Source organism: Streptomyces sp. CoH27 (assembly GCF_020181035.1).
In the GTDB taxonomy this organism is placed as follows: domain Bacteria; phylum Actinomycetota; class Actinomycetes; order Streptomycetales; family Streptomycetaceae; genus Streptomyces; species Streptomyces camelliae.
Genome location: NZ_JAIQYY010000008.1, coordinates 322,972 through 347,081, shown reverse-complemented (window position 1 = coordinate 347,081; position 24,110 = coordinate 322,972). Strand labels below are relative to the sequence as shown.

Here is a 24,110-nt window from a genome sequence, read left to right as displayed (position 1 = left end):
CCGGGATCCTGAGGGCGGTCTCCCGCCCGTCCTCATACGGCCACGGGGCCGGTGCCGCCGAGCAGTGCGGACGCGGTGTGGAGGAGAGTGGGTCCACTCTCCTCCACGGGCGCGCCCTCGGGGCGGTCGTGGCAGGTGAAGCCGAGGCGCGTCATGGCCCGCACGACCTCGCCGGCGGTGAAGTCGCGGCGTCCTGTCGCGTGATGACCTGGTCGGCTCGTCGAGCACCGTGACGTCGACGTCGGCGAGTCGGCAGTCGCCCCGGTCGATGAGGTCCTTGAGCCGACCGGGCGTCGCGACGACCACCTCCGCGTCGGCCCGCAGCGCACCGGCCTGCCTGCCGATGGACATTCCGCCGACGACGGTGGCGAGCCGCAGGCTCACGGAGCGGGCATAGGGAGCGAGCGCGTCGGTGACCTGCTGGGCCGGCTCACGGGTGGGGACGAGAATCAGGGCCGGCGGACCGACGCGGCTCGGCACGCCGGCCCGCCGTACGGGCCGGTACTGCGAGGCCGAAGGCGAGGGTCTTGCCCGAGCCGGTGCGGCCGCGACCGAGTACGTCACGGCCGGCCAGGGAGTTCGGCAGGGTCGCCGCCTGGATCGGGAACGGTACGGTCACGCCTTCATGGCCGAGCGTGGCCGGCAACGGCGCCGGCATGGCGAGATCGGCGAACGACTCGACAGCGGGCAAGGCGGGCCTGACCGTCTTCGGCAGCGCGAAATGGGCACGCATCAAGGAATTTCCGCAGCAGAATGAGCGGCGCAGAAGCGCGAGAACGGGCCGAAAAAGACCAGGCCAAATGGCCCTGGGAATAAAGCGAGCTGGGGCCCGCACCCCAAGGTGCGGGCCCCAGCTGCGAAGTATGCGTCAGTGCCGGTGCGTCAGGCGGGAACGATGTTCTCGGCCGTCGGGCCCTTCTGGCCCTGCGCGATGTCGAACGACACCTTCTGGCCTTCCAGCAGCTCGCGGAAACCCTGGGTGGCGATGTTGGAGTAGTGGGCGAAGACGTCGGGGCCGCCGCCGTCCTGCTCGATGAAGCCGAAACCCTTTTCCGCGTTGAACCACTTCACAGTACCAGTAGCCATGTTGTTTCTCCTTCGGAGGCGGTGTCAGGAATACGCCTGTTCGCATTCCGTGTCGCCGTGATGATCGGCCGTCGGAAAAACCTTCTGGCAATCACACCTGCAACTGAGAACGACGGTAGCACGGTGCGATCGGACTTGCGTGGTGGACAATTCCGCTCCGCCGGGCGTTCGAGGAATACTCGCCGTACGCCGCACCTATATCTCATTTCACGGGCACAGATATTGCTCTCCGCAGGCGCGGCTTTCCTACCGTGCACTTCCGCCCACAGCCCTGTGACCTCCCTCGACGGGAGATGTGCCGCGGCCACCGCCGTCAGCGGATGGCACAACGGCGAACGCGCCTGAGACTCCTCTACCGCAACAAAGGTCACATCCCCGCGAAGAGCGCGACGGCCGGTGGCCGGCAGCCACCTCCGCAGGGGCAGCGCGCGACCTCGTCCCGCGGTGGCGGACGCCTTGGGCGACGTCCAGACGACGGTGATTCGTCGGTCAGGTGGATCCCGGAGATTCCGGGGCACCCACAGATTCGCACGGCCGGTGATCCGCTGGACGGTGAAGTGTCGGTCGGCCGGGTGGCCGCCACGTTGCGCGGAGATCGTCGCGCGGCCCCGGAACCGCTCATCTGACTGCGGGGAGTCCAGGATCGCGTCCGTGGCGTAGACGGCGTGCTCGGCTTCGGTGTCCCCGCGTTCCGAGGCCCGCCAGTGCTCCTCGATCGCGGCCCTGGTCCGAGAGTCGGATCCATGGCACCGCCCTTTCGTGCGGTGCCGGCCCAGACACTGCGGGCTACAACCAGCAGGGGCCATGCGGACTTGGGCTGCCAAGTCCTCCCTTTGGCCGGACCGGAGGGCTGCAGCCGTCCACCGTGGCAACGGCGTCATCCAGCATTGCCCTGGACAACAAACAAACCCCAGGCCACTGACCTGGGGTTTCTCTATGGAGCGGGTGACGAGAATCGAACTCGCGTTCTCAGCTTGGGAAGCGACGGCGCTTGGACGGCCGTCTCGTGACCTGCGGTTATGTGATTCTTCGGCGGACCTGCGAGGGGGCGTTCGCACCGCTGTTGACCGTTGTCGCCCGCTCGTAAGGGCACGCTGTGGGCACGGCGCCGTAGCGCGGAGTCGGCGGCGGCCGGGTGGACCTCAGCCGACGTTCGGGGAGCCGCGGAATGCCCGGCCAGTTCGGTAGCTATGGGCGCCAACGCGAGCCAGTTCAGCATGCCGGCCGCGCACCGGATGCGGAAATCCAACTCCCGCTCGTCGACTCCGGTGAGCCCTCACCCATATGACGAAGGCCACCCGCATCGTGCGGGTGGCCTTCGTCGTCGCTATGGACGGACTAGAGGAGGCTCACGATGGCCTTGTCCTTGCCGTGCTACTTGCCGTGCTCGTTCCCGTGCTCGTTCCCGTGCTCGTCGCCGTGCTCGTTCCCGTGCTCGTCGCCGTGCTCCTCGCAGTGCTTGTTCTTCTTGATGGTCGTCGGATCGTTGGCGGAGTGCGTCGCCGAGTCGCCGCCTCCCATGACGGTGGCCTTGTTGGTCACCTGCCTCTTGGTGCGGCAGGAGACCTTGACCTTCAGCGTGATGGGCGGGTAGCTGTCTCCGGCGGCGAGGCTGTCGCTGCGGGTGCAGGTGAGCTTGGCCACGCGGCAGTTCCACCCGGTGCCGCTGATGCTGCGAGCGGTGAGTCCGGGCGGCAGCATGTCACGGACGGTGACGGTGGTGCCGTCGGTCATGCCGGGACCGGAGTTGCCCACCGTGACGGTGTAGGTGCCCTTCTCGCCCTGCTTGAAGTCCTTGCTGTGATGCTTGTGGATGGTCAGCGAAGGCTTGGAGGCGGCCACGCACCCCGGGAAGGTGAAGGACGCGATCCTGGTGTTCCAGTTGTACTCCCCGGTGGCCGGCAGGTACTCGTTGGTGTACCAGAACGTGCAGTCGTCCGACGGATCGACGGCCGTGGACGTGTAGTCACCCCATCGGAAAGCGTTGACGTCGCCGGTCTGCGATCCCCCACCGGCCTGCACGGTGGTCTCGCCGAGCGGCAGCGTTCCGAGCGGATCCCCGGTCAGGCGACCGGTGAAACGGATCGAGGGGAAGGTGCTGTCGGAGGACTGCGAGTACCCCAGCGCCATGTCGCCGATGTGGTCCTGGGCGGCGGAGCCCATCCACCGCCAGGTGGCATCGGGGGCGTACGTGCCCTGCTGGTACACGGTGGGGTTGCCGCCGACCAACCGCAGTTCGTACCAGCGCACCCCGGATGAAGTACCGGCCTGTACCGAGTGGTTGACCACCAGGGACTCATGGTCGCCGAAATTGCGGTAGGCGAGCCGGAACATCAACCTGTCCGAGAGTGAGTCCAACCTCTGAGTGGTACCACCTTGCGGCACGCACACGAGACCCGGGGAGCCGCTACAAGCGACGGTGAAAGGGGCCACAGGGAGCGGCGTGGGTCCGATGAAGGTGGAATTGGCCGGCGTGGTCCAGTCGACGTGGAATTTCCAGTACGCCAAGCTGGTGTTCGATTGGAGCCCCAGCACCAACTCCGGTTCTCCGGCAGGAGGTGGCGTGGAGCCGTCCAGGTCCCCACCGAGAAGCCCCCCTTGGTGGTCCGGGTCGTCGAAGCATTGCTGGGCAGCCAGTGTTCCGGCCAGCATCCGCGCCCGGTCCATGGCACATACTTTGGTGCCGATGGGTGCCAACGTCCCCTGGGCGAACATGCGGTAGGTGACGTAATACGCGTCAGGCCACACCGAGAGCTTCGGGTAGTCGTTCAAGTCCCTGTACTGGAAGGCGTACCGGTTGTAGGTGCCGGTCGCATCGGGGCTCGTGGAAACAGCCACGCACTGGAAGTACGGGCCTGTCCTCTCGTCGGGGAACGCGAACTGAGTGGTGACCCAGCGCTGGGCCAGGGTGTCCCAGCGTACGACGGCGTCGCCGACGTCGGTTGTCTCGCAGGCCCCGCCGAATCCCTGCCACAGCGAGTTGGTGGGTCTCGCCCCCTGGATGGTGGCGCCGGTCTTGGAGTACACGGCGTAGGAGTCGTTGACCGTCTCGACGATCTGTGTGGTCCCGACCGAGGCGTTTGGATCCGGCGGCACAACCGGCCCCGCCGGCGGCTTGGTGTCAGTCGCCGTGAGTCCGTTGAAGCTGACGGTGACGGGCACCTGGCGGGCATGCTCTTTGTACCGTTTCTGCACTACTGGGTCTCTGACCACCGCTGAGGGATACGGTCCAATCCTGGTTGGGCGGACACCCCCACCCTTCACCGGGGCCTCGTGCAGGGTGCGCGCCGGCGGCGAAGTGTCGTGATGTACGGCAGGGCCGGAGTCGTTCGATCTTCGCGGGCCTGCGTGAGCACTGGGGCGTTCCCCATTTGCTGCGTGCGCTTCTGAAGCAGCAACGGAGCCAGTGAGGACCAGTGCGGCAGCCAGCAGAGATCTCAGTCGCAGAATTCGCATGTAGTCTCGCAGACACTGAGGTCGGGCTTCCATGACGGGAAAGTTATAAACCTGGCATAAATCGCCATTCGTCAGACATGCAGCGTTATTGACCCGTCATCACCCGTGCAGACGCAAACCTTGGGGTATTGGTGCTGGTACTGCTGGCGGCCCCGGGAGTGGGTGGCAGCTGACACGGGCGCAAGTGTCCGATCCTGCTCGGATTCGAACTGACGACCTTCGCTTTACGAGTTCGATCGCAATGCGGTTCCGCGTACCGGAACAGGGCCCGCTGATCGCTCGCTGATCCGGTTGTGGCCGCTTCGGTGCATCATCGTTCGCCGCCGTTGATGACGCTCCTATAGACCGTCAAGCGGTCTGTGTGAGTGGTTTCGGTGTGTGGTGGGGACGGGTGAGGTGCCCGTAGACCTCGCGGGCGATGAAGCGTTTGAGGCAGCGGAGGATGTCCTTCTTGGACAGGCCTTCGGCAGTTCGGCGGGCGACGTAGTTCTGGGTCCGCTGGTCGTAGCGCATGCGGACCAGAGCGATCATGTGGAGTGCGTGGTTGGCCCCGCGGTCGCCGCCGCGGTTGAGGCGGTGCCGGTTGGTGCGGCCCGAGCTGGCCTGGATGGGGGCTGCCGCGCACAGGTGCGCGAACGATGCTTCCGAGGTGAGCCGCTCGGGGTTGTCGCCGGCGGTGATCAGGGGCTGGGCGGCGGTCTCGATGCCCACTCCAGGCAGCGCGACCAGCGCGGGTGCCGCTTCGAACACCAGTGACTTCAGCTCGGCGTCGGCATCGGCGATCTCCCCGGTGAGGTATTGATGGCGGCGGGCCAGACGCCGTAGGGCGATCCTGACTGCGCAGGCCGGATCGCGGGTGTCCGCGCCTGGCCGGGACCGTGACAGCTGCTTGATCAGTTCGGCGGGGGCCAGGGCACGCAGCCGCTCACGGACCTCACCTGGCGCTGTGATGATGAGGGTGCGGATCTGGTTGATGATCTGTGTGCGGGCCTTGACGGCCGAGCGGCGGACCACTCGCAAGGCGCGGATGGCTTCCACGATGCCGTCGCGGGTCTTGGGGGTCCCGCTGGCCCGGCCAGAGAGTACGGCAGTCGCCGCGGCGAAGGCGTCTACGGGATCGGACTTGCCGTTGGCCCTGCGGGCCCGTCGGTCAGGGCGGTCCACCTCGATCACGGTGACCTGGTTCGCCCGCAAGCACCGGGTGAGCTCGGAGCCGTAGGCGCCGGTTCCCTCGACGCCGACGGCCATGACCTCGCCGTGCGAGCGAAGCCACTCCAGTAGACGGCGGTAGCCGTCGTGAGTGGTGGGAAATGCCTCGGTGGCCAGGTGCCGGCCGATGGAGTCGATCACTGCGGCCTGGTGGAAGTCGGTGTGGGTGTCGATGCCGCCGATCACCGTTATCTCGTCTGCCATGCTGATGAGTGCTGTCCTTCCGTGCGACGCATGAGGGGTGGCACGCGCCGGTCGGGCGGGAGGACAAGACTGTGATGGGACCTTTGGCCGGGCTCCTATGAGGTCACAAACGCCCGACCGGCCGCGCGCAGGGCGGCACCACCCGAGTCGGCCGACATTTCATCAACAAGACAGCCTGGGCGTCGGTCAGTCGGCGGGTCAGACCGCCTCGGGCGGCACCACCGACATCCTCACAGTCAGCTGGTGATGTCAACCCGACGGGTTATGCGCTGATGGCCAACTCTCGTGCTGCCGGCGAGCTTGGGACCTCATTTCCTTGAGGCGGCCGTGGAACGGGTCGTGGCGGTTCTGGTCGAGGTTCAGGGGCAGGTCGAGTTGAGAGATGAGCTCCGACTCCAACTTCCGTATCTGCGCCGAGAAATGGGTCGAAGAGCGGGAGTTGGCCGTTCGCACCGAGGACCTGTACGAGCACCTCCTGCGGCTCTACGTCCTTCCCACGTTCGGAGCGCTCGACCTCGACGAGATCACCGCCCCTCGCGTCCGTGAGTGGCGTGCCCAGCGGCTTCGCACCACCAAAGCGAGAGCAATTGTCAAGACCTGTGGATCGCTGAGGAACCCGCTGCTGGCGCAGCAACTACACGCCACAGGCAGGAAATGCCGCGACTTCCTCGTGGAGCTCAGCGGCCTTGACGGCGGTGAGTGTCGAACCGGAGCAGTACCGACACCAGACGCCATATCCCGGCAGCCGCGCCGACCAGGGCACCTCCCATCAGCATCGCCTTCCCCGTCGGCTCAGACACGCCGAGGAGCAGTGCCGGGATCAATGCCACCGCGAACACGGCCGCAGCCAGCAGGGTGCCCGTCACGAAGGCGAAGACGATCTCCACCGTCATTGCGTCCTTCTCCCCGCGTGACTCCCGACCCATGTCCATGCCGCAAGTCTCACACGATGCCCATCCGCAGCCGAGCAGTTGCCAGTTCCTTTGACGCGGCCGGGCTTTCACGCCACTGCCTCGGCGCGCTCGACCAGGGCGCCGTTCTCGAACCGAGCCCCAGCCCGGACCAGGGGCACGAGGTGGGCGCCGGTGATCGCGCGCCAGCGTTCCTGGGCGGACTCGACGAGCTTGAACACCATGGCCAGGGCTGCGGCCGGGCTGCCGGCGCCGCGGGTGACCTTGGTCCGGAGTTTCACGGAACTGAAGGTCGACTCGATGGGGTTTGTCGTGCGCAGGTGGACCCAGTGCTCGGCGGGGAAGTCGTAGAACGCCAGGAGTTCGTCCTGGTCGTCGGTGATCTTCTTGACGGCTTTCGGCCACTTCGCCCCGTAGATCTTCGCGAAGTCCTCGACCGCCTTCTCGGCGTGGCCGCGGTCCTCGGCGTTGTAGATCTCCTGCAGGGCCTTCTTCGCGCCGGGCTGCGCAGATTTCGGAAGCATGTTCGCCACATTGCGAACTTTATGGACCCAGCAGCGCTGATGGCGGGCGGCGGGGAACACTTCGGCCAGGGCCTTCCACAGGCCCATCGCGCCGTCGCCGACGACCAGTTCCGGGTCCTTCATGCCGCGTCTGCGGCAGTCGCGCAGCAGGTCGGCCCAGGACTCGGTCGACTCCCGCAGTCCCTCGGCCAGGGCGATCAGCTCCTTCGTGCCGTCGACACGCACCCCCATGAGGACCAGGACACAGGAGTGGGCCTGTCCGAGGCGGACCTTGAGGTGGACGCCGTCGGCCCACACGTAGACGTAGTCGCTCGCCGACAGGTCGCGGTCCTGGAAGGCGGCATGGTCGGCCTGCCACTGCTTCGTCAAGCGGGTCACCGTCGCCGGCGACAGGCCCGCCGAGCTGCCGAGGAACTGCTCCAGCGCGGGAACGAAGTCCCCGGAGGACAGTCCGTGCAGGTAGAGCAAGGGCAGCACCTCGCTGATCTTCGGGGACTTGCGGCACCAGGGCGGCAGAATCTTCGAGGAGAACCGCATCCGCTCACCGGTCACCTCGTCGACGCGCCTGTCGTTGACGTGGGGCGCACTGACCTCGACCGGGCCGGCAGCCGTGGTCACGGTGCGGGGACGGTGACGGCCGTTGCGCACGACCAGACGGCGGCCGGCACCGTCCTTCTCGGCGGCCAGCTCGGCTATGTACTGGTCGACCTCGGCTTCCAGCGCCGCGGCAAGCATCCGCCTCGCACCCTCACGGACAATCTCGTCGATCAAGGAGCCGGACTGCGTCGTGCCGTCCTCGTTGACTACGCTGAGCATGGGCGTGCCTTCCCAACCGACGGTGCAACGTCGGTCTACTCGGTGACCTACCGATCACTCGGGAAGGTACGCCCTTTCACGTCCAACCCGAGGCCGATCCACAGGTCTTGAGCATTGCTCCCAAAGCGAAGGCAACTGTCGCCAAGGCCTACCGCCGCCTCAAGGGCATCCTTGAGGCGGCTGTCGACGACGACTTGATCAGCCGCAATCCGTGCCGGATCAAAGGTGCGGGCAAGGAGCCGGCCGCTGAACGCCGTATCGCCACCGCCGCCCAGGTTGACGCCCTCGCCGACGCCATCGGTATCCGCTGGCGCCTCATGGTCTACCTCGGCGCGTACGGCCCGATGCGGCCTGAAGAACTGTCCGGCATCCGGCGCCGGGACGTCGACCCCGACAGCATGGTGATCCGCGTCCGCGTCGCCGAGCCGGAGCGGACCAACGACAGGCGGGCCCCTGGCGAGACCAAGTCGGACGCGGGCGTACGCGCCGTAGTCCTACCGGCTTTTCTCCACAATGAGGTGAAACAGCATCTCGCCTGGTTCGCCGAGAAGGGACCTGGCGGCCTGGTCTTCGTCGGCGAGAAGGGCGCGCCCTTCCGTCGTACGTCCTTCGGCCGGAAGTGGCGACGCGCTCGTGTCGCCGTCGGCCTCCCGGACGGCTTCCGCTTCTACGACCTTCGTCACACCGGACACACGCTTTCGACCCGTTCCGGCGCCCACCCTCAAGGACGCGATGGTCCGCGCCGGCCAGTCGTCCGAGAAGGCCGCGCTGATCTATCAGCACTCCGACGAGGAGCGGCAGCGCGACGTGGCGGCCGGGCTGGACGACATGGTCTGCACCGAGCGTGCGAAGCACCCCACGAACAAGAGCGCGCACCACAGGGAGAAGCCCACCGGCAGCTAGCCGCTGCTTATGGTGCGAATGTGGTGCGCGGCCCGCCCACCGGTCTAGACAACAAAGAACCCCCGGGTCTCTGACCTGGGGGTTCGTGGTGGAGCGGGTGACGAGAATCGAACTCGCGCTCTCAGCTTGGGAAGCGACGGCGCTTGGGTGGTGGAACGGCCTCTGACCTGCGCGGATTCGTTGTGTCGGCATTGTTGTACAGGGGGGTCGGGCGCCCATGGTTGACCGTGGTTGTCCGCACTTACGGGCACGGATAGGGCACGTCCCTGCCGTACCCCCGTCTTCGCCGTCCTCACCCACCTCGGTGCATGACGGCGGGGCCGGCACCGGGGCGCCCCGGGACGGGTTGGCACCCAGGTGTGCGCCGAACCCGTCGTGACCACCCTCCGGCCCGGGACGGCGAGGTTGCGGTGTTCGTCCGCGGCCCCAAGCATGGGTTCAGGGAACAGCGACAGGGCGCATCAGAAGGCACCTCCCAGGAGGACATGAGAGCCATGACGTTTCCTGCGCCTCGGTCCGCCGGCCGACGCCGGGCAAGGCGCACGCGACAGGCATGCGTGCGACCGGCATGACCGACGACGACCGGCCGCTGCGCTGTCTGGTCACCGGCGCCACCGGTTACATCGGCGGCAGGCTGGTGCCGGAGCTGCTCGCCGCCGGGCATTCCGTGCGCTGCCTGGCCCGCGCCCCCGGCAAGCTGCGGGACCATCCGTGGGCTGGGCGGGCGGAGACCGTGCGTGGGGACGTAACGGACGAGAGGGCCGTGCGCGCGGCCATGGAGGGCATGGACGTCGCGTACTACCTGGTGCACGCCCTGGGTACCGGTCGGGGCTTCGAGGAGACCGACCGGCGCGCGGCCAGGGTCTTCGGTGAGCAGGCGCGTGCCGCAGGAATCCGCCGAATCGTCTACCTCGGCGGTCTGAGCCCTTCCGGAGTACCCGAGCACGCACTGTCACCTCATCTGCGGTCCCGCGCCGAAGTGGGCCGCATCCTCCTGGCCTCGGGCGTGCCGACCGCCGTACTGCGGGCAGCCGTGATCATCGGGTCGGGTTCGGCCTCGTTCGAGATGCTGCGATATCTGACCGAGCGGCTGCCCGTGATGGTGACCCCGAGCTGGGTGCGCACCCGCATCCAGCCCATCGCCGTCCGCGACGTGCTCCGCTTCCTTGTGGGATGCGCGAGGCTGCCGTACGACGTGAACCGCGTCTTCGACATCGGTGGACCGGACATCGTCACGTACGAGGAGATGATGCGGCGGTACGCCGTCGTCGCCGCGCTGCCGAAACGCCTCATCCTCCCCGTTCCCCTGCTCACCCCCCGGCTGTCCAGCCTCTGGGTCGGTCTGGTCACCCCGGTGCCGGGCGCTCTCGCCCGCCCGCTGGTCGAGTCGCTGAGGCACGAGGTGGTCTGCGCCGAGCGGGACATCGTCCGTTACGTGCCGGACCCCGCGGAGGGACCGGTCGGTCTCGACCGGGCGATCCGGCTGGCTCTGAGGCGCGTGCAGGACGCGGACGTGGCCACCAGGTGGTCCTCCGCCTCGACTCCGCGCGCCCCCAGCGACCCGCTGCCCACCGACCCCGACTGGGCGGGCGGGAGCCTCTACACGGATCACCGCGAGCGTACGGTCGCGGCGTCGCCGCAGGCGCTGTGGCAGGTGGTGGAGGCGATCGGTGGCGAGAACGGCTGGTACTCCTCGCCGCTGGCCTGGTCCTTGCGGGGCTGGCTGGACACCCTGGTTGGCGGTGTCGGTCTGCGCCGGGGCCGCCGGGACGCGACCCGGCTGCGGGTCGGCGACAGCCTGGACTTCTGGCGAGTGGAGGAGATCGAGCCGGGCCGGCTGCTCCGGTTGCGCGCGGAGATGCGGCTGCCGGGCCTGGCCTGGCTGGAGATGGCCGTCGACCGGGATGCACAGGGACGCACGGTGTACCGGCAGCGGGCCCTGTTCCATCCGCACGGCCTGGCTGGGCACGTCTACTGGTGGGGCGTGGCACCCTTCCACGCCGCGGTCTTCGGCGGCATGGCCCGCAACATCGCCGCCGCGGCCGAATCGGCCGCCCCTGAGCCGGCCCGTACTCACTGAGGGGCTCGAGAACCGTGCGCGTCTCGGTCGCCCTGTTCACCGCCGACCTGCGGGTGCACGACAACCCGGTCCTCCAGGCCGCTCTGAAGGACGCCGAACGCGTGGTCCCGCTCTTCGTCGTCGACACCGGCATCCGCCGCACCGGCTTCGCCGGACCCAACCGCGCGGCGTTCCTCGCCGACAGCCTGGCTGATCTCGACAGGGCCCTGCGGGCTCGGGGCGGTCGGCTGGTGGTGCGCCTCGGCGACGTGGTCGAGGAGACCTGCCGGGTGGCGGCGGAGACCGGGGCAACTGTGGTGCACATCGCGGGCGGGGTGAGCCGCTACGCGGCACGGCGCGAGGACCGGCTGCGCGCGGAGCTGGCCGGCGACCGACGCGAACTACGAGCCCACGACGCCTCGTTGACGGTCGTACCGCCGGGAGCGCTGACACCGGCGGGCAAGGGCCACTTCGCCGTCTTCACCCCCTACTTCCGCCGATGGGAGAGCTTCTCCGTGCGCGGCGTCCTGCCGGCACCGGACGTCGTACGGCTACCCGACGTGGGCTCGGCCGACCTTCCTCGCGCAGAGTCCATCGTGTCGGGATCCACTTCGCCGGGCCTGCCCGTCGGCGGGGAATCCGAGGCCCGCCGCAGGCTGCGGTCATGGCTGGCGGGCCCGCTGTCCGCATACGACGAACGGCACGACGACCTGGCCGCCGACGCGACCTCCCGGCTCTCCCCCTACCTGCACTTCGGCTGCCTCTCACCCACCGAACTGCTGCACCGGGTCCGCGCCCAGGACGGTCCCGGTGCGCACGCCTTCGTCCGCCAGCTCGCCTGGCGGGACTTCCACCACCAGGTCCTGGCGGCCCGCCCCGACGCCGCCGACCACGACTACCGGCCCCGGCACGGCCGCTGGCGCCGCGCCACGAAGGAGTTCGAAGCCTGGCAGGACGGCCGCACGGGCTACCCCGTCGTCGACGCCGCCCTGCGACAGCTCCGCCACGAGGGCTGGATGCCGGGCCGGGCCCGCCTGCTCGCGGCAAGCTTTCTCACCAAGACGCTGTACGTGGACTGGCGGGCGGGAGCCCGCCACTTCCTGGACCTCCTTGTCGACGGTGATGTGGCCAACAACCAGCTCAACTGGCAATGGGTCGCCGGGACCGGCACGGACACCCGCCCGAACCGGCTCCTCAACCCACTCGTCCAGGCGCGCCGGTACGACCCCCGCGGGGAGTACGTGCGCCGCTGGCTCCCCGAACTCCGCCACCTCGACGCCACCGCGGTCCACCGCGTCGCTCACCTCGACGCAGCCACCCGGGCGGGCCTGGACTACCCCGGCCCGATCGTGGATCTCGCCGAGGCCGCCGCCCGTTTCAGGGAGCGGCGGGGAGCCGACTGATCGGACAAAAACAAACCCCAGGCCGTTGACCTGGGGTTTCTCTCAAGAGCGGGTGACGAGAATCGAACTCGCGCTCTCAGCTTGGGAAGCTGATGTTCTACCATTAAACTACACCCGCGTAGTTCGGACAGATCGACTCGGGGAGTCGGGGTCCGGACGTTGCTCACTGTACAGCATGGAAGACCCCTGGTGCCCGGGCCCCAGGGGTCTGAGTCGGTTTCAGGGGTGCGATCCGGCTGCGGGCGGGCGGAGTTGGGGCGTACGGTGGAGGCCTCGCGGAGGGGGCGGGTGGGCCGGAGTGCCGCCTGGAGAGCCGTCTCTTTGATCCCGTAATGTGGCTTTTGTCGTCAGGGCGGAACGCCCGACGAGGCTCTTGGGGAAGGGACTTAAGGGACTTGATGGAACGCACCGTCGTCCGCTGTGCGGATGGGCACGTCTTCAGCGCCGCTTCGTTCCCGATGCAGCAGGCCGAGCGGCTCGGCCCCGGCCGGCTCATGAGGTGTCCCGGGTGTGCCCGGCTCCGCAGTGTGGTGCCGGTCGCTCTGGAGAAGCGGTAGCCGCTCCGGAGAACCGGCAGCGAAGCGGAAAGCAGTAGCGAAGAGCGAAGCGGTAGCTACGCGGTCGCGGGAGCGGCGCGGACAGTGAGCGCAGAGTGATCCAGGCGCGCGGAACCGTCACGATTGTCACGGCTCCGCGCGCCTTGCGTATCCTCGCTACGTGCTTCTCTCAGACAAGGACATCCGGGCCGAGATCGACGCCGGGCGGGTACGGATCGATCCCTACGACGAAACCATGGTGCAGCCGTCGAGCATCGACGTACGGCTGGACCGGTACTTCCGGGTGTTCGAGAACCACCGGTACCCGCACATCGACCCCTCCGTCGAGCAGCCCGATCTCACGCGGCTCGTGGAGCCGGAGGGGGACGAGCCCTTCATCCTGCATCCCGGGGAGTTCGTGCTCGCCTCCACCTACGAGGTCATCACGCTTCCCGACGATCTTGCCTCGCGGCTGGAGGGCAAGTCCTCGCTCGGGCGCCTCGGGCTCGTCACCCACTCCACCGCAGGGTTCATCGACCCCGGCTTCAGCGGGCACGTCACCCTTGAGCTGTCCAATCTCGCCACCCTGCCGATCAAGCTCTGGCCCGGCATGAAGATCGGCCAGCTGTGCATGTTCCGGCTGACCTCGCCCGCCGAGTTCCCCTACGGCAGCGAGCGCTACGGCTCCCGGTACCAGGGGCAGCGCGGGCCGACCGCCTCGCGGTCCTACGTCAATTTCCATCGGACCCAGGTGTGAGGGCCACAGCAACATGAGTGACGTGCGGGAGAACCTGACCTACGAGCGGTTCGGCGGCGCCATCCGCGAGCTCGCCCAGACCATCGCCGACGACGGGTACGAGCCCGACGTCGTGCTCAGCATCGCCCGCGGCGGGGTGTTCGTCGCCGGCGGGCTCGCCTACGCCCTCGACTGCAAGAACATCCACCTCGTGAACGTGGAGTTCTACACCGGGGTGGGGACCACCCTGGACATGCCGGTCATGCTCGCTCCCGTGCCCAACGTGATCGACTTCTCCGACAAGAAGGTCCTGATCACCGACGACGTCGCGGACACCGGCAAGACGCTGAAGCTGGTGCGCGACTTCTGTCTCGACACCGTCGCCGAGGTGCGCTCCGCGGTGATCTACGAGAAGTCCCACTCGCTCGTGAAGTGCGAGTACGTCTGGAAGCGGACCGACGACTGGATCAACTTCCCGTGGAGCGTCGAGCCGCCCGTGGTGCAGCGGGCTGGGCAGGTCCTCGACGCGTAGGAGGGGGTCAGGTGCAGATGATCCCCAGCTCGCGGCCCTTGACGTGCCGGCTCGCGACGACGGGCTTGGGGCCGTCCTGCTCCTGCACCGAGACGCACACCTGGTACAGCTGACCGCGCTCCAGTGGGCTCACGGACTCGGTGATGACGATGTCCGCGCCGCCGTCGTGGCGCCCGTCACCGTCGCCTGCGCATCCGCGTGCGCCGACCTGTGCCGGTCCCACAGGTCCACGCCGGCGGCCGCGCCGAGCGCGATCAGCGTCGCCCCGACCGCGGTCCAGGCCGGCGCCGGCCTGAGGGAGCGGCGGGGTGCGTAGTGCTGTGCTCACTGATCCGCTGGTCCCCGGCCGACTGGTAGACACGGTCGTTGCCGGTCGCCGTCGCGTTGAAGACGGTGCAGTTGCCCGGCGGCTGGGCCGGCAGCGCCGGAGTCGAGTCTTCGGCCAGGCCACGGCGCAGCTCCTCCGCGAGGTCGGGGTGGGCGGCGAGCAGCCGCCGGAAGCGAAGGCGCCGTTCCTCCGCCGGGACCGTCGCTCTCCGTGCTGCTGACCAGCGCGATCGGCGGTGGCGACGCCGGGGGCGGTACCGGAGGGCCGGGGCCGACTGCCGTGCGGGCAGCCGTGGGCTGCCGAGACCGCGTTGGCCACGCCCGGTTGTTCTGGCGCCGGATGCGACGGGCTCGGTCCCAAGAACACCGGATGCGACCGGGCCGCCACGTCCACGATCAAGGACGGGTGGGCAGGGACCATGTGCCTCCCCGCGACACCGGCCCCGACCCGGAGTACAGGCTGAGTGTTCTAGAACGTCCCCAGCTTCACTATCGACAGCAGCGCGATCAGCTGGATCGCCGACGCCCCCAGCGCCTTCGGCCAGGGCAGGTCGTGGGAGCGGGAGACCATCAGAGTCAGCAGAGCGCCCGCGCCGATCCAGGTGACCCAGCCGAGCAGCTGCACGAATCCGGCGTCGCCGCCGGCGAACATGGCGACCAGCAGCCGCGGCGTGTCCGTGAGGGCCGTGATCAGCATGGACAGGCCGACCGTCGGCTGCCAGGCGCCGTCGCCGCCGAGCTGGCGGGCCAGGGTGTGGGTGACCACGCCCAGGACGAACAGGCCGAGCACCATCACGACCGCCGTGATCAGCACGATCGGCGCCGCGTTGGAGAGCGTGGCGCCGATCGCGTCCTTGCGGGCGCCGTCGAAGCCGAAGACGGCCAGCAGGCCGTAGAGGAACGTGGTGATGAGGGCCGGGGCCCACATCGTGTAGTCCCGCATGCGCAGGAAGGTCTGGCCGGGGGAGAGGATGATCCCCTTCAGCAGCTCCTTCCAGTGCAGGGGCGGGCCGAGCGGGGCCGCGGGCGCGGCGGCCGAGCCGGCCTGGTAGGTCGCGCCCTGCGTGTAGCCGGCGGCCTCGTCGATCGAGAACGCCTGGGTGTGGCCCGGGTTGTTGGCCGCGTACGGGTCATGGCCGGGAGCGCCGCCGCCCGGGTGGCCACCGTCGCCCCCGAAGTACTCCGGCCCGTCGCCGCCCGGGCCCGGGTACCCGTACGACTGCCCCGGCTGCGGGTACGACCGCTGCGGTGCCTGCGGGAAGCCGTACGACGGTCCCGCCGGTCCGTACGACGACCCCGGCTGCCCGTGCTGCGGTGCGGGGCGGCCGTACGACGGTCCCTGCGGTGCCTGCTGTCCTTGGGGGGTGCGGTTGTCCCGGCCCCCGCGTCCGATCCTGAATCCAGCCACGTCGTCGAACGTACCTGGTCTCGGAGAGTGACGTACCGGGCCCGGGCGTCCGGGCCCGGGTTTGCGGCCGACCTGTGACATCCTCTGGATGTTGCGGGTCATGACGTTGTTGACGCCGCGTCCGGAACGCAGACAGGGTGTCAGAGGTCGTTCTGTGACAAGCGACCTGGACACCCTGCTCACCGCACGGTACGTGAAGGTCGACGACGAGATCGGAGATACCGGATGGCTGGCTCGGCCTCCACAGTCGACGGACTCCGAGCTCGTCTGTCTCGCCTTGGCCCAGGTGATACCGGACTTCGCGGCGGAGCCCAGATGGATGCGGTTCGACCGGATCCACGCCCGGCCTGCCTCGGGGGAGCCCGGGATCGACGTGCCGTCACCCGTGCTGGGATTCCCTGCGGCGCTGCCCTGACCCTCGCCTTCGTCAGGTGGCCGGGCGAGGGCTGGTCCAAAATGCCGGAAAGTGCTCCTGACCTGCAACGGTAGGACTCGCTGGGGGTCCTGTTGGCTGCGAGGGAAGAAGCACTTTCCAGACGGAGAAGCGTATCGGGGCCCACCCGCGTGTCCGCATCGAGGGCGGCGGCTGTTCGGTGGTCTCCCGGGCCGGCACCGTGCTGCCGGTGGAGGCCAGACTCGAGCGGTTCACGGCGAGCAGGCGGGGCCTACCCCACGTACACGCTGTATCCGTAGCTGTCGACGGCGCTGGAGCCGGGCGTCAGAGTCTGAATCACGAACCCCGTGCAATTGGTGCCGCTGAAGACGTACGCGATGCCAGTGGTGTGGTTCTGCACCTCGGTCGGAAGGCTCCCCACCATGTAGCAGCCGCTGGGGTTGTTGTACGTCGTGCTGCCGATGATCAGCTGTCCTTGCGCTGCGGACGCGGACTGTGTGACGCCGAGCGCAAGCACGGCACCGACACCGACGGCCCCAAGAGTCCGGGCAATGGATGGCATGTCTTTCTCCCATGCTCAAGTGGGAGCCGCTACTCGACTCCCAGCGCGCATCACTTTATGCATGCGCGCGACTCCATACGGTAATGATCACGGGGAGAATGACGCGCTCCGCTCTTTCGACCCAACCTCGCGCTTTCGCGAGGTGGGCTGTCCGGCTCGTGATCAAGAAAGCGGAAAGTGCCTCTGACCAGCGAGAATGGGGATTGCTGAGGTCCTTGTTCCCGCTGCCGTCGGAGGCACTTTCCGGGTGAAGGAGCGTATCGGGTGCTACCCGCGTGTCGTGTCGAGGACGATGGCCGCGGGATCGTGTCGCCGGCTGATGCGGCGCTGCTGGTCGAGGCGGTCCGTGAATCCGGCCTGGATGCGGCGATATCGGCGGCGCTTGCGCCGTGGCGCAAGCCGCGGGCGGTACACGATCCGGGCAAGATCCTGCTGGATGTGGCGCTCGCAGCGGCGCCGGGCGGGGACTGCCTGGCCGATGTGGGCACGTTGCGGACCGAGCCGGCCCTGTTCGGGCCGGTGGCCTCCGGCCCCCCGGTCTCCCGGCTGATCAGTACGCCGGCGTCGGGGCGGGCAGCGGGTCCTGGCCGCGCTGCGCACCGCCCGTGCTGAAGTACGCGAACACGTGTAACGGTTGGCCGGTGATGCGGCGCCGGACGCGGGCGGGCAGGTGATCGTGGACATCGACAGCGTCCTCGTCCTGGCGCACTCCGAGAAGCAGGACGCCGCCGCGACCTGGAAGAAGTCGTTTGGCCACCATCCGCTGACGGGGTTCGTCGACCATGGCCGCGCCGCGCCGGCGAGCCGGTCGTGGTCCTGTTGCGGCCCGGCGACGCCGGCTCCGGCACCGCCGCCGGCCACATCGTCGCCACCTGGCCGGCCCTGGCCAGCTGCCGAAACACCTCCGGCGGGGACGGCAGACGTTGATCCGTTGCGGTTCCGGCGGCGGCACCCGTGAGTTCGTCGTCGGCTCGCGAAGTGCGGAACGTGGCTGTCGTACTCGGTCGGCATGACCATCACCGACGCCATCCACCAGGCCGTCCTGAAGGCGCCGGCCTCGGCTTGGACACCGGCCGTGGAACCTGACGGCGATATCCGCGACGGTGCCTGGGTCGCCGAACCCGCCGGCGACCGCCTGGCCGGCCAGCCCGAAGGACTCCGGCTGATGGTCCGCAAGGAACGGCCGCACCCCGGTGCCCAGTTGCGCTTGACCGACGCCGACGGCATGCGACTGACCTGCTTCGCCACCAACACCACCGGCGCACCCGTCGCGGACCTGGAACTGCGCCACCGTCAGCGGGCCCGGGCCGAGGACCGCATCCACACCGCTCGCGACACCGGTCTGTGCAACCCCCCTTCACGACACCGCGCGGAACCAGATCGGGCTGGAGACCGTCCAGATCGCTCTCGACCTGCTCGCCTGGATGCCCCTGCTCGCACTGACCGGCAAAGCCCGGCTCTGGGAGCCCCGCCGCCTGCGGCTACGGCTGTTCCCCACCGCAGCCCAGCTCATCACCACGGGCCGCCGCCGCTACCCCCCGCCTCGCCGAGCACTGGCCCTGGACCGACGTGACCATCGAAGCCCCGGACCGGCTCCACGCCCTCCCGAACTCCGGTTGACCAGTGCTTTCCCATCCCTGCGAGCAGTACCAGCCCACCGGAACTGTGGAATCCGGCGCACACCCCGACGCGACAGACGGGATCTCAACCTGCCCGCACTCCCATGAACGATCGAGGTTGAGCCAGGAGTGGCTTCGGGGCAATTCCTGGTCGGCTGAACGGGTGCCATCCACTCGGGGAGTGATCGCCATTCACTTCTGTAGCGACGATGCCGAGATATGAAAGGGATAAAGCAGTAGTAACGCAGTCCTAGCAAAGGAGTGACCGCGTTGAACTTCCTTTCGGGCCCCGAAAGGCGCCCACGGAGACGTCGCGTAGCAGCCCGGGGCCTGCTCGCCGCGTTCGTCACCGTGGTCGGTGTGGCAGCAACGCCGGCGATCGCCCAGCAGCAGCCTCCGTCTCCCCTCAACCAGCTCTCTGCGGCGGGAGAAAAGCTGAAGCACAGCATCCCCGCCCAACAACAGCGGTTCCTGTCGGGATCAGGCCAGTTTCTGCTCAATCTGGCGAACAACAAAAAGTTGCCGAAGGTCCGGCCCAGGCAACTGCCGCTGACGCCACGGCCGGCGCCTCAGGGCTACGCCAACGACCCGAACGCCCCGGACGACTTCATCTCCCGGTTCGCCGGCAACACGCAGAGCGAGCCGAGCACGGCCTGGTGCGGCAAGACGGCGGTCATCGGCTACAACGACACCGGAAGCTTCATGTCGACGGTTGTCAACCCCCCGCCGAGCGGCGCCATCAGCCTCCTTGGGTGGTCCCGCACCACCGACCCGGACAAGAAGCTGCCGTCGTACACCGACATGGGCGCCCTGATCGCCGATCCTCCCCCGCCCGGCGTGACCCGACGGGACCTGACCGGTGACCCGACGCTGGGCTGCTCGACCAGCAACAACTTCTACTTCGGGTCGACGTCCATGTCGTTCCAGACCGGCGGCACCATCAAGAGCGGTATCTCGGTGGCCCGTTCCACGGACGGCGGCAAGAGCTTCCACCACGGTGACCTGGCGGCCAGCGGGGACCTCGGCACCCATTTCCTCGACAAGCCGATGATCACCGTCGAGCCGGGGCCGACCGCTTCCCCGTCCGACGACATCATCCACGTGACGTACACCGACTTCGACAGCTCCGGAACCTTCTGTGGCGGCGCCTTCCGCACGGCGATCGAGTACGTCAAGTCGACCGACGGCGGGGCGACCTGGACGGCACCACAGGTGATCGACCAGGACTGCGGCCTTACAGCCACCGTGTTCTCGTCTCTGGTGAAAACGGGCAAGGGCGGCAACGTCTACGTCGCCTGGGAGCGCTACGACCCCGACTTCGAGCGCCGGTCCATCCATGTCCGCCGGTCGGTCGACGACGGCGCCAGCTTCGGCGGCGACCACTTGATCAGTCCGGTGGTGCCCACCGGCGACGGTACGTTGCTGCAGGGTTTGTTCCGCAACTTCGTGGATCTGCAGGGCCTGGCGGTCGCACCGTCGAACAAGGCCTTGTACGTGACATGGAGCGACGGACGTTACGCGCAGCAGCCCGACCCCAACAGCAACTGCGAGAACGTCAAGAAGTACTGCTTCTCCAGCGTGCTGTTCTCCAGGTCGACGGACGGCGGTGCCACATGGAGTGCCCCGACCCGGGTGAACGACGGCCCCGTCGGGGAACAGGTCGACTGGTTCCAGCCGGCTCTGGACGTGGACTCACACGGAAAGCTCTACAGTCTCTACTACGACCGGCAGGGCATCTACCGGGGCGTCGCGAGGAACTTCAACATCCAGGCCGTGGTCGCCCAGTCCTCCGACGGGGGAAGCAGCTGGAAGAGGGCGCCCGTGAGCTCCCGGTTCTTCCCGAGCAGGGTGGATCAGGTGCCGCCCCCGTACTACATGGGCGACTACATCTCCATCGCCACGGACAGGCTCGGCACGTATCCGGGTGCCATCGCCGCCTGGGGAGACAACAGCCTCGGTGACGCGAACGTCGGCACGGTGCACGTGGATCCGGGGTGGCCCAAGCCTGATCCCAAGCCGCATCCCAAGCCCCACCCCAAGCCGCACCACGAGGAGAAGCCGGGGCATCACCGGCACCACGGGTAGGACTGGCTGAGCAGATCGGGGTCGCCGGAGGGCCGTTGAAGACAAGCGTCTTCTCGGCCCTTCGGCGTTGGCCGTGGTGCTCTGGCTCCTGGGTGGTGAGCGCCGGGGTGAGGTCCTCGCCGGAAGCGGGCGTTCCCCGGCCGGGCCGGGTGCGTGGCGAGCGGTGGACGGAAGCGCGGGTGTCACTCGAAGTGCTCCGGATCGCGGGGCCCTGCGGCGCCTGCTGTTCCCGCGGGGGCGCGCGGTCGCGTTCGAAGCGACGCCGTACCGGCCGCCGCGCACGGCACGGCGAACCACGTGGAAGCCACCTCCCACACCTGGCACGTCACCGTGTTCCAGGCGTACCACCGCGTAGCGAAGGAACATGCGGCGGGGCTCCTGGACCAGGCGGTGGAACCATTCGAGGCCGGCCCGCTGCATCCACCGCGGTGCCCTGCTGCGCACTCCCGCCACCACGTCGAAGGATCCGCCGACGCCGACCACCAGGGCGCAGCCCAGGTCCTGCTGCCGACGCGCGAGAAAGTACTCCTTGCGTGGACTCGGCACGGCGAGGAACAGGATGTCCGGACGGGCTTCACGGACAGCAGTAACCACCTGGGGCTCGGAGGCCTCGTCCCAGTAACCGTCCCGGTGTCCGACGATCTTCACTCCCTGCCCGGCGGCGATGCGGGCGGTTTCCTCGACCACCCGGGGTTCGGCGCCCAGGAGGTAGACGCGGTACCCGCGGAGTGCCGCCGTACGCCACAGCGCCAGCATGAAGTCGATGCCCGCGACCCGTTCGGGCAGCGGGCTGCCGAGGAGGCGGGCCGCCCATACGACCGACTGTCCGTCGGCGTTGACGAGCGAGCACGAGCGGATGATCCGCGCCAGTGCCGGGTCGTCATGGGCCTGGACGATCTTCGAGGCGTTCAGCACGACGTGCTGGTGCGGGCCGCCGTCCGCGATCAGTGCCTCGGCGGCCGCCACCGACTCCTCCAGGGTGAGCGGGTGGACGGGCAGTTCGCACACCGTCACGGGCCGACCCGGGCCCGCCCTCCCGGTTGCCGTGGTCTCGTCGGGCAGTCCCGGCGTAGGCGGTGTGTGCACCTGTGCCTCCAACGCATTCAACCTTGTCCGAGAATCGATGTCTCCCAGAAGCGCGCGAACGACTCCTCGACACGATCGCGCGCGTACAGCGGCCGCAGTCCATGCCACGCCTCCTGCTGACGGTCCCGGACACCGTCCAGGTCGGTCCGGCAGGCCTCGAGGAAAGCGGTGACCGAGGCGACCGTGGGTTCGACGGCGTCCACGCATCCGTGGCGGAAGAGTTCGGCGCAGCCGGCGGACGGGGTCCCCGCGACGGCGCAGCCCGCCTGCAACGCCTCGAGCAGTACGAAGGGGAGTCCTTCGGCCCAGCGGGCCGGGAGGACGAACACGTCGGCAGCGGACCAGAACCCGGGGACGTCCGCCGGCTGGAGCACACCGAGGTCCCGGTCCACACAACCCATCCGGGACTCCGGCACGTCCCGCCGCATCCCGGCGACGGAGAAGTCCACGGCGGCGCCCGACCGTTTCATCCGGTCCACCGCCTCGCACAGCACGTCGAAGCCCTTGGCCCGGCACATCGTGCCGAGCCAGGCGACGCGCAAAGGCCGCACGGCACCGGGGTCCGCCGGCTGTGTGCGGTTCCGCGTGGGAAAAGCACTGGCTTGGAGAGGCGTCTCCGGTGCCGGGTTCCGGATCACTGTCACCGACCTCGTACCGCAGCCACTGGCACGCAGTTCCGCGGCCACGTCCTCGCTCAGGACGATCCAGTGGGCTCCGCCCAGTGCCTTCCGCAGAAGCGGGGCCGCGGAGAGCCGGGCCGGCAGCTGGGCGCCGTGGAGGTGCAGCACCGGCGTGGACCGGCCGGCCTTGGCGAGGGCGACGATGAGGGCGTCCCGCAGCAGGGGAAGACCCCACTGGGAGATCGGCAGGTAGACGGCGTCCGGACGTTTTGCGACCAGCACCCGGGCGAAACGCCGCATGGCCGAGCCCGTGGCGCCGGCCTTGGCGAGCCAGGGCGGCTCGAAGTGGTCGGACATACGTTCCGCGGAAAGGGAGACGACACCCACGACATCACACAGGCGCCGCAGCGACGGGGTGAAGAATTCGGCGGCCCTGCCCATGCCCCCGAGGCCCGCGCTGTGCCTCAGCGCGAGGACGGTCGGCACCGAGGGCTGCGTATCCCTTGGGCGGAACGGGAACATGACGTCTCCCTCCCAACAATTTATCGAGATGTTATCCGGGGTTTCACGGCATCATGCCCGGGGTCGCAGAGTCCAGTGCGACACGTTGGCTTCTTCTTATTCATAGGATATGTCGATGTAGAAAAGTAGGGGACTCACGGGACGGTAACTCGGTGCTTCGCGTCCGTCGTGATAGAAGAGCTTCTGCGACCCAGGGTCATGTGCGAAAGCGGCAGGAGATTCTCGTGCTTGAACCGGATATCAAGGATTTCTGGTCCGCCCACCCGTGCGGTGACAACGTCTTCGGGGCGCCGGACGGAGACGAGCGACAGGACTACGAGGAGTTCTTCTCGCGGTACGACGCCGCGAAGTACCGGCTCGAACACCACATTCCGGCGTGCCTGGACAGACTGGACTGCGCCGGGCGGCGCCTTCTCGAGATCGGACTCGGGCAGGGTTCCGAGGCCGAGCAGTTGATCAGGCGAGGTGCCCGGTGGACGGGGGTCGACCTGACCGAGACGGCGGTCAGGAGGACGGGAACGCGGCTCGCCCTGCGTGAACTGCCGTACGACGGGCTGCACCAGGCCAGCGTTCTGGACCTGCCGTTCCCGGACGGGTCCTTCGACGTCGTCTTCAGCCACGGGGTGCTTCACCACGTCCCGGACATCCACCGGGCCCAGCGGGAGATCCGTCGTGTACTGAGGCCCGGCGGAGAGCTGGTGGTCATGCTGTACGCCCGCTGGTCGCTCAACTACCTCGTGTCGATCGGGCTACTGCGCCGAGCCGCGCTCCTGGCGACCCGTCCGCTGGTGCGGCTGGGCGCGCTTCCCGCGCCCCAAGGGCTCCTCGGTGCCCACCTGGACAACGCCCGCAGGATCGGGCTCGCACGTTACCTGAGGATGCCGAAATTCATCCACAGCAACACCGATGGCCCCCACAACCCGTTTTCACGGGTCTACGACGTCGGGCGCGTGCGGCGGGACTTCCCCGATTTCGACGTCCGTCACGCCGAGAAGCATTTCCTGCACGCCCCGCCGCTACCTGTTCACGGACGCGGCAGTGGGAAAGTGATGGGCTGGCATCTGTGGGTGCGTATGACGCCGCGCGCCCGTTGACGGGAAACCGATCGCGAA

The 24,110-nt window shown here is 68.5% G+C and carries 17 protein-coding genes, 1 tRNA gene and 5 pseudogenes; 9 read left to right on the top strand and 14 right to left on the bottom strand.

The window, feature by feature from the left end:
• Positions 1-32: 32 nt before the first annotated feature.
• From LE548_RS15715 to LE548_RS15680, 8 genes and pseudogenes are all read right to left on the bottom strand, one after another.
• A pseudogene (locus tag LE548_RS15715) lies at positions 33-214 on the bottom strand (SCO5918 family protein); the annotation flags it as partial.
• A gap of 2 nt (positions 215-216) precedes the next feature.
• Positions 217-730 (bottom strand): annotated as a pseudogene (locus LE548_RS15710) (DEAD/DEAH box helicase); the annotation flags it as partial.
• A 152-nt stretch (positions 731-882) separates the two neighbouring features.
• A complete protein-coding gene (locus LE548_RS15705; RefSeq protein ID WP_030648194.1) occupies positions 883-1,086 on the bottom strand; it encodes a cold-shock protein in 204 nt (67 codons plus the stop codon).
• 1,374 nt (positions 1,087-2,460) lie between these two features.
• Entirely contained in the window at positions 2,461-4,182 is a 1,722-nt protein-coding gene (locus tag LE548_RS46035; RefSeq protein ID WP_225097445.1) for a DUF11 domain-containing protein, read from the bottom strand.
• A gap of 708 nt (positions 4,183-4,890) precedes the next feature.
• Complete coding sequence (locus tag LE548_RS15695; protein WP_225097444.1) at positions 4,891-5,955, bottom strand: IS110 family transposase; 1,065 nt, start codon at positions 5,953-5,955, stop codon at positions 4,891-4,893.
• 249 nt (positions 5,956-6,204) lie between these two features.
• Positions 6,205-6,408 (bottom strand): GIY-YIG nuclease family protein, encoded by a 204-nt coding sequence (locus LE548_RS46495; protein ID WP_361185846.1) that lies wholly within the window; start codon positions 6,406-6,408, stop codon positions 6,205-6,207.
• Positions 6,409-6,632: 224 nt separating this feature from the next.
• On the bottom strand, positions 6,633-6,887 hold the full coding sequence (locus tag LE548_RS15685; protein ID WP_225097443.1) for a DUF6332 family protein: 255 nt from the start codon (positions 6,885-6,887) through the stop codon (positions 6,633-6,635).
• A gap of 68 nt (positions 6,888-6,955) precedes the next feature.
• Positions 6,956-8,206 carry an IS256 family transposase gene (locus LE548_RS15680; RefSeq protein ID WP_225097442.1) on the bottom strand — a complete coding sequence of 417 codons (1,251 nt, stop codon included), beginning with the start codon at positions 8,204-8,206 and terminating at the stop codon, positions 6,956-6,958.
• A 125-nt stretch (positions 8,207-8,331) separates the two neighbouring features.
• On the opposite strand from LE548_RS15680, the pseudogene LE548_RS15675 reads away from it, so the two are divergent.
• The 3 genes and pseudogenes from LE548_RS15675 to LE548_RS15665 all read left to right on the top strand — a co-directional run.
• Positions 8,332-9,109, top strand: a pseudogene (locus tag LE548_RS15675) (tyrosine-type recombinase/integrase); the annotation flags it as partial.
• 553 nt (positions 9,110-9,662) lie between these two features.
• Positions 9,663-11,189 carry an SDR family oxidoreductase gene (locus LE548_RS15670; RefSeq protein WP_225097441.1) on the top strand — a complete coding sequence of 509 codons (1,527 nt, stop codon included), beginning with the start codon at positions 9,663-9,665 and terminating at the stop codon, positions 11,187-11,189.
• A 14-nt stretch (positions 11,190-11,203) separates the two neighbouring features.
• The gene (locus LE548_RS15665; RefSeq protein WP_225097440.1) at positions 11,204-12,571 is read left to right on the top strand and encodes a deoxyribodipyrimidine photo-lyase; all 1,368 of its coding nucleotides are present in this window, start codon (positions 11,204-11,206) and stop codon (positions 12,569-12,571) included.
• A gap of 47 nt (positions 12,572-12,618) precedes the next feature.
• Here the strand turns inward: LE548_RS15665 and LE548_RS15660 are convergent.
• A tRNA-Gly gene (locus tag LE548_RS15660) sits at positions 12,619-12,689 on the bottom strand.
• A 599-nt stretch (positions 12,690-13,288) separates the two neighbouring features.
• On the opposite strand from LE548_RS15660, the gene dcd reads away from it, so the two are divergent.
• Both dcd and LE548_RS15650 read left to right on the top strand, forming a co-directional pair.
• Positions 13,289-13,864 (top strand): dCTP deaminase, encoded by a 576-nt coding sequence (dcd, locus tag LE548_RS15655; protein WP_225097439.1) that lies wholly within the window; start codon positions 13,289-13,291, stop codon positions 13,862-13,864.
• A gap of 13 nt (positions 13,865-13,877) precedes the next feature.
• On the top strand, positions 13,878-14,375 hold the full coding sequence (locus LE548_RS15650; protein ID WP_225097438.1) for a phosphoribosyltransferase: 498 nt from the start codon (positions 13,878-13,880) through the stop codon (positions 14,373-14,375).
• A 7-nt stretch (positions 14,376-14,382) separates the two neighbouring features.
• Here LE548_RS15650 and LE548_RS45440 read toward each other — a convergent pair whose 3' ends face one another.
• Both LE548_RS45440 and LE548_RS15645 read right to left on the bottom strand, forming a co-directional pair.
• Positions 14,383-14,508 (bottom strand): hypothetical protein, encoded by a 126-nt coding sequence (locus LE548_RS45440; protein ID WP_263636104.1) that lies wholly within the window; start codon positions 14,506-14,508, stop codon positions 14,383-14,385.
• Positions 14,509-15,171: 663 nt separating this feature from the next.
• Positions 15,172-16,191 carry a Yip1 family protein gene (locus LE548_RS15645; RefSeq protein WP_225097437.1) on the bottom strand — a complete coding sequence of 340 codons (1,020 nt, stop codon included), beginning with the start codon at positions 16,189-16,191 and terminating at the stop codon, positions 15,172-15,174.
• A 73-nt stretch (positions 16,192-16,264) separates the two neighbouring features.
• Here LE548_RS15645 and LE548_RS15640 point away from each other — a divergent pair, with 73 nt between their 5' ends.
• Positions 16,265-16,525 (top strand): hypothetical protein, encoded by a 261-nt coding sequence (locus tag LE548_RS15640; protein ID WP_225097436.1) that lies wholly within the window; start codon positions 16,265-16,267, stop codon positions 16,523-16,525.
• A gap of 250 nt (positions 16,526-16,775) precedes the next feature.
• Here LE548_RS15640 and LE548_RS15635 read toward each other — a convergent pair whose 3' ends face one another.
• Positions 16,776-17,066: a hypothetical protein gene (locus LE548_RS15635; RefSeq protein WP_225097435.1), complete on the bottom strand. Its 291-nt coding sequence runs from the start codon at positions 17,064-17,066 to the stop codon at positions 16,776-16,778.
• Positions 17,067-17,313: 247 nt separating this feature from the next.
• Here LE548_RS15635 and LE548_RS15630 point away from each other — a divergent pair.
• Both LE548_RS15630 and LE548_RS15625 read left to right on the top strand, forming a co-directional pair.
• Positions 17,314-18,686 (top strand): annotated as a pseudogene (locus LE548_RS15630) (IS1380 family transposase).
• Between the two features lie 359 nt (positions 18,687-19,045).
• Positions 19,046-20,770, top strand: a complete 1,725-nt coding sequence (locus LE548_RS15625) for a sialidase family protein (protein WP_225097434.1) — start codon at positions 19,046-19,048, stop codon at positions 20,768-20,770.
• A 354-nt stretch (positions 20,771-21,124) separates the two neighbouring features.
• Here the strand turns inward: LE548_RS15625 and LE548_RS46490 are convergent.
• Positions 21,125-21,685 (bottom strand): annotated as a pseudogene (locus LE548_RS46490) (WecB/TagA/CpsF family glycosyltransferase); the annotation flags it as partial.
• A gap of 188 nt (positions 21,686-21,873) precedes the next feature.
• Positions 21,874-22,962: a glycosyltransferase family 4 protein gene (locus tag LE548_RS15615; RefSeq protein WP_225097433.1), complete on the bottom strand. Its 1,089-nt coding sequence runs from the start codon at positions 22,960-22,962 to the stop codon at positions 21,874-21,876.
• A 236-nt stretch (positions 22,963-23,198) separates the two neighbouring features.
• Between LE548_RS15615 and LE548_RS15610 the strand changes: the two genes are divergently transcribed.
• A complete protein-coding gene (locus tag LE548_RS15610) occupies positions 23,199-24,092 on the top strand; it encodes a bifunctional 2-polyprenyl-6-hydroxyphenol methylase/3-demethylubiquinol 3-O-methyltransferase UbiG (RefSeq protein ID WP_225097432.1) in 894 nt (297 codons plus the stop codon).
• The last annotated feature ends 18 nt before the right edge of the window (positions 24,093-24,110 follow it).

What these genes read in the sequence shown, in the direction of transcription:
- LE548_RS15705 (WP_030648194.1), bottom strand. Translation starts at nt 1,086, where the DNA reads ATGGCTACTGGTACTGTGAAGTGGTTCAACGCGGAAAAGGGTTTCGGC.
- LE548_RS15695 (WP_225097444.1), bottom strand. Translation starts at nt 5,955, where the DNA reads ATGGCAGACGAGATAACGGTGATCGGCGGCATCGACACCCACACCGAC.
- LE548_RS15685 (WP_225097443.1), bottom strand. Translation starts at nt 6,887, where the DNA reads ATGGACATGGGTCGGGAGTCACGCGGGGAGAAGGACGCAATGACGGTG.
- LE548_RS15680 (WP_225097442.1), bottom strand. Translation starts at nt 8,206, where the DNA reads ATGCTCAGCGTAGTCAACGAGGACGGCACGACGCAGTCCGGCTCCTTG.
- LE548_RS15670 (WP_225097441.1), top strand. Translation starts at nt 9,663, where the DNA reads ATGCGTGCGACCGGCATGACCGACGACGACCGGCCGCTGCGCTGTCTG.
- LE548_RS15650 (WP_225097438.1), top strand. Translation starts at nt 13,878, where the DNA reads ATGAGTGACGTGCGGGAGAACCTGACCTACGAGCGGTTCGGCGGCGCC.
- LE548_RS15645 (WP_225097437.1), bottom strand. Translation starts at nt 16,191, where the DNA reads ATGTCACAGGTCGGCCGCAAACCCGGGCCCGGACGCCCGGGCCCGGTA.
- LE548_RS15635 (WP_225097435.1), bottom strand. Translation starts at nt 17,066, where the DNA reads ATGCCATCCATTGCCCGGACTCTTGGGGCCGTCGGTGTCGGTGCCGTG.